This is a genomic window from Streptomyces sp. NPDC058674 (assembly GCF_042716505.1).
Lineage (GTDB): Bacteria > Actinomycetota > Actinomycetes > Streptomycetales > Streptomycetaceae > Streptomyces.
Genome location: NZ_JBHXSC010000133.1, coordinates 1 through 4,894 on the forward strand (window position 1 = coordinate 1; position 4,894 = coordinate 4,894).

The following is a 4,894-nucleotide window of genomic DNA, read 5'->3' on the forward strand; positions in this document are numbered from 1 at the left end:
GTTCGACCTCAAGTACCGCGGGGCCCGCTTCTCCCTCGGCTACGGCGCCTGCCCCGACCTGGAGGACCGCGCCAAGATCGCCGACCTGCTGCGGCTCGAGCGGATCGGAGTCCACCTCTCCGAGGAGTTCCAGCTCCACCCCGAGCAGTCCACCGACGCGATCGTGATCCACCACCCCGAAGCGAAGTATTTCAACGCACGCTGACGCGGGCCGACGTACACTTGTCGGTCCCATACAGGCCGGTCGCCTGTTCCCCGGGCACGTCCCGCGGCAAGAGGTGACCGGCCTTCTCGTCCCCCAGAGAGAGGTGTGCGCATGACGAGCACGGTTCCCGCCCCCGTCACCCGTACGGCCGACGACTCGGCCCTCCAGGCGGTGCTGCTCGACATGGACGGCACCCTCGTGGACACCGAGGGCTTCTGGTGGGAGATCGAAGCCGAGATCTTCCTGGAACTCGGCCACCGGCTCGAGGACGCCTGGCGTGATGTGGTCGTCGGCGGCCCGATGAGCCGCAGCGCCGCCTTCCTGATCGAGTCCACCGGCGCCGCCATCGGCCTGGCCGAGCTGAGCGTCCTGCTCAACGAGCGCTTCGAGGCGCGCATCGCCGACCGGGTGCCGCTCATGCCCGGCGCGGAGCGCCTGCTCGCCGAACTGGCCGCGCACAACGTGCCGACCGCCCTGGTCTCGGCCTCCCACCGCCGCGTCATCGACCACGTCCTGCTCACGCTCGGTCACGACCGCTTCACGATGACGGTGGCCGGCGACGAGGTGCCGCGCACGAAGCCGCACCCGGATCCCTACCTGTTCGCCGCCCGGACCCTCGGCGCCCACCCCTCGCGGTGCGCGGTCATCGAGGACACCGCCACGGGCGTGGCCGCCGCGGAGGCCGCGGGCTGCCGCGTCGTGGCCATCCCGTCGGTCGGCCTGATCTCCCCGGCTCCGGGCCGTACCGTCGTCCGCTCGCTGGAGGACGTGGACCTGGCGTTCCTGCGCTCCCTCATCGCCCGGATGAACTGAACGCGCACGTCACCACACGCTCTGTGCACCGAACGTATGGTCGTGGGATCGAGCCCCCACGGAAGGATCTTCCGCCGGAGCCCCCGGAGGCTGAAATTCCATCCCCCTGCCGGAATGATGCCCGGGTGACCTTGGTCACCCGTGCGACCCCTCGCCGGACCGCCCGAGGGCTCCTGTCGCTTCCCTTGTGTCCGGATTGATCAGCTCCTGACCGAATCTGCGGCGACTCCTGCGTGAACAGCCAGTCCGCTCCCATCACGGTGCGATTACGCCCCAAGTCCGGCCAGTTCCAGCCATCCCGTCCCGGGCCACTAGTGTCAACGCGGGTACTTCGCCGCACCTCAGCCGTCCCGGACACACACCCCTGTGCCGTGACCGCGTGGACCGATCGTCACATCACCGGCCCGATCGTTCCGCCCCGAACGGGCGACCGCCGCGAAGTGCCCTTGACGCCGCTTTGAGCACGTGCCGGTTACAGGGAGTACTTCCAGCATGAACCGCAAGACCATGGTGCTGACGGCCGCGGCCGGACTGCTCACGCCCACGCTCGCCGCATGCGGCAGCGCGAGCGGCGGAGGAGCAGGATCCGGAGCGATCGTCGTCGGGACCACCGACCGGTTCGAGGCGGCCGACTTCGCCCCCGCACCGTTCGACCCGGCGTACGCCTACGACGCCGGAGCCTGGAACGTGCTGCGCCAGACCGTCCAGACGCTGATGCACACCCCGCGCGGCGGCGGCCAGCCCGTCCCCGAAGCCGCCTCCGACTGCCGCTTCACGGACACCGGCAACGAGAGCTACCGCTGCACCCTGCGCCCCGGACTGAAGTTCGCCAGCGGCGAACCGCTCACCGCCCAGGACGTCAAGTTCTCCATCGAGCGGGTCCTCGCCATCAAGGACGAGAACGGCCCCTCCGCGCTGCTCTCCACCATCGACACCGTCGAGACCAAGGGCGACGACACCGTCGTCTTCCACCTGACGACGCCGGACGCGACCTTCCCGTACAAGCTCTCCACCCCCGCCGCGGGCATCGTCAGCGCGAAGAACTACGACGCGAAGAAGCTCCGCGAGGGCTTCTCCGTCGACGGCTCGGGCCCGTACACGATGAAGCCCGAGGTCAAGGACAACCAGCTGGTCCGCGCGGTCTTCACCAAGAACCCGAACTACAAGGGCGACCTGAAGCTCCAGAACGACAAGGCGGAGCTCCGCGTGTTCGCGGACTCCGCCGGCATGGGCAAGGCCCTCACCGACGGCTCCATCCACGTGGTCTCCCGGACCCTGTCGCCCGCCCAGGTCACCGAGTACTCCGCCAAGCCGCCCAAGGGCGTCAGGCTGGTCCCGCTGGCCGGACTGGAGATCCGCTACCTCGGCTTCAACACCGAGGCCCCGGTCGTCAAGGACAAGGCCGTACGGCAGGCCCTCGCCGCCGCCGTCGACCGCAACGCGCTCATCACCAAGGTCTACGGCAAGGCTGCCCAGCCGCTCTACTCGCTGGTCCCCACCACCGTGCCCGGCCACGTCAACTCCTTCTTCAGCAAGTACGGCGAGGCCAACACCGCCAAGGCCCAGTCCCTGCTGAAGGACGCCGGCGTCAAGACCCCGGTGAAGCTGACCCTGCACTACACCAAGGACCACTACGGCGACGGCACCGCGGCCGAGTTCGAGGCCCTCAAGGCCCAGCTCAACGCGACCCAGCTGTTCGACATCACCGTCCAGGGCAGCGACTGGGCCGACTTCCGCCCCGCGCAGAAGAAGGGCGACCACGCGGCCTACGGGCTCGGCTGGTTCCCCGACTTCCCGGACGCCGACAACTTCCTCGCCCCGTTCCTGGAGCAGGACAACTTCCTGGGCACGCCGTACGCCAACGCCGCGGTGCGCACCAAGCTCATCCCCGAATCCCGGCGAGCCGTCGACCGCACGGTCGCCCTCCCCGCGATCAAGGAGATGCAGGACATCGTCGCCGAGGACGTACCCGTCCTGCCCCTGTGGCAGGGCAAGCAGTACGTCGCCGCACGCGACGGGATCACCGGAGCGGAATGGTCGGTCAACGCCATCTCCGACCTCCAGCTCTGGGAGCTCGGCCGAGGTGTCGGCGGCTGAGACCGGCAGCACCCCGGCAGCACACCGGCAGCGGACGTCGCGGGCCGGCGCAACGATTCAGTGAGACTGTGAAGGATTCGCGTGATGAGACGTAACCAGTGGTTGGCGGCCCCGCTCGGCGCAGCCACCGCCGCCGCGCTGCTCAGCGGTTGCGGTTCGACCGACGGCTCCAATGCCGGCAGCGGCAAGGGCGTGGTCATGGGGATATCCGACAAGGTGAAGGCGACCGACCCCGCGTCGGGCTACGACCCCGGCTCCTGGCTGCTCTTCAACAACGTCTTCCAGTCGCTGCTGAGCTTCCCCAAGGGCGGCACCACGCCGGAGCCCGACGCCGCGCAGACCTGCGCGTTCGAGGGCGCCGACAGCAAGGTGTACAAGTGCACCCTGCGCACCGGCCTGAAGTTCAGCAACGGCAACAGCCTCACCTCCAAGGACGTCAAGCACTCCTTCGAGCGGACCCTGAAGATCAACGACGACAACGGCCCCGCCGTGATGCTCTCGTCGATCGACACCATCGAGGCGCCCGACGACAAGACCGTCGTCTTCCGGCTGAAGACCTCCGACGCGACCTTCCCCAGCAAGATCGCTTCGGGCGCGGGCTCGATCGTCGACCACACCGAGTACCCCGCGAACAAGCTCCGCACCGACGGCAAGGCCGTCGGCTCCGGCGTGTACAAGCTGGACTCGATCAACGACAAGAGCGCCAGCTTCTCCGTCAACGCCTCCTACAGCGGCAAGGCCAAGCCGAAGAACACCGGCGTGACCATGAAGTTCTTCAACGAGGACCAGGCCGCCCTGCGCAAGGTCCTCGAAAGCGGGGACGTGGACTTCGCCTTCCGCGGCCTCGCGGCCAAGGACATCGCCGGCCTCGCCTCCAAGACCGGCGAGCAGAAGGTCGAGGTCGTCCAAGGCGCCGGCGCCGAGGTCGAGCACCTCGTCTTCAACGTCAACGACCCGGTCGCCGGGAAGCTCCCCGTCCGCAAGGCCATCGCCTACCTCGTCGACCGGGAAGCCCTGGTCAAGGAGGTCTACGACGGCACCGCGACGGCGCTGTACTCGATCGTCCCGGCCGGCATCGCCTCGCACAACACGGCCTTCTTCGACCGCTACGGCGGCAGCCCGCAGCCCGAGAAGGCCAAGGCGGTCCTGCGCGCCGCCAACATCAAGGACAAGGTGAAGATCACCCTGTACTCGACGCCGTCGCGCTTCGGCCCCTCCACGGACCAGGAGTTCGCGCTCATCGCGAAGCAGCTCAACGAGAGCGGGCTGTTCGAAGCCGACGTCAAGTCCGTCGAGTTCGACCAGTACGAGAAGGACATCCAGGCCGGCAAGTACGGCGTCTACGTGAAGGGCTGGGTGCCGGACTACCCGGACGCCGACAACTTCACCCAGCCGTTCTTCGGGCCGGACAACGTCCTGCGCAACAACTACGACAACAAGGAGATCAGCGGGACGATCATCCCGTCGACCGCCGCGAAGTCCGACCGCGCCGCCGCCGTCACGGACTTCAACCGCCTCCAGGACATCGTCGCCGAGGAGGTCCCGCTGCTGCCCCTGTGGCAGAGCAAGCAGTACGCGGTGACCCGCCCCAACGTCACCGGCCTCCAGTGGTCGCTGGACGCCTCGACGGTCTTCCGCTTCTGGGAGATCAGCAAGGGCTGACCCGCCCCCGGCGGGACGCGCGCGAACGGGCCGGGGCCCCCCCCCCCCCCCCCCCCCGGCCCCCCCCCCCCCCCCCCCCCCCCCCCCCCCCCCCACCCCCCACCACCCCCCCCCCCC

Annotated in this window: 4 protein-coding genes; all 4 read left to right on the forward strand. The window is 69.0% G+C overall.

The features are described from left to right. A partial coding sequence (locus ACFWU6_RS33505) for a vitamin B12 dependent-methionine synthase activation domain-containing protein (RefSeq protein ID WP_383985240.1) occupies positions 1–205 on the forward strand: 205 nt, incomplete at its 5' end. A 111-nt stretch (positions 206–316) separates the two neighbouring features. After that, on the forward strand, positions 317–1,018 hold the full coding sequence (locus ACFWU6_RS33510; protein ID WP_383985243.1) for an HAD family hydrolase: 702 nt from the start codon (positions 317–319) through the stop codon (positions 1,016–1,018). 492 nt (positions 1,019–1,510) lie between these two features. Further along, the gene (locus ACFWU6_RS33515; RefSeq protein ID WP_383806270.1) at positions 1,511–3,115 is read left to right on the forward strand and encodes an ABC transporter substrate-binding protein; all 1,605 of its coding nucleotides are present in this window, start codon (positions 1,511–1,513) and stop codon (positions 3,113–3,115) included. A gap of 84 nt (positions 3,116–3,199) precedes the next feature. Then, entirely contained in the window at positions 3,200–4,777 is a 1,578-nt protein-coding gene (locus tag ACFWU6_RS33520) for an ABC transporter substrate-binding protein (RefSeq protein ID WP_383806273.1), read from the forward strand. Positions 4,778–4,894 lie beyond the last annotated feature (117 nt).

What these genes read in the sequence shown, in the direction of transcription:
- ACFWU6_RS33510 (WP_383985243.1), top strand. Translation starts at nt 317, where the DNA reads ATGACGAGCACGGTTCCCGCCCCCGTCACCCGTACGGCCGACGACTCG.
- ACFWU6_RS33515 (WP_383806270.1), top strand. Translation starts at nt 1,511, where the DNA reads ATGAACCGCAAGACCATGGTGCTGACGGCCGCGGCCGGACTGCTCACG.
- ACFWU6_RS33520 (WP_383806273.1), top strand. Translation starts at nt 3,200, where the DNA reads ATGAGACGTAACCAGTGGTTGGCGGCCCCGCTCGGCGCAGCCACCGCC.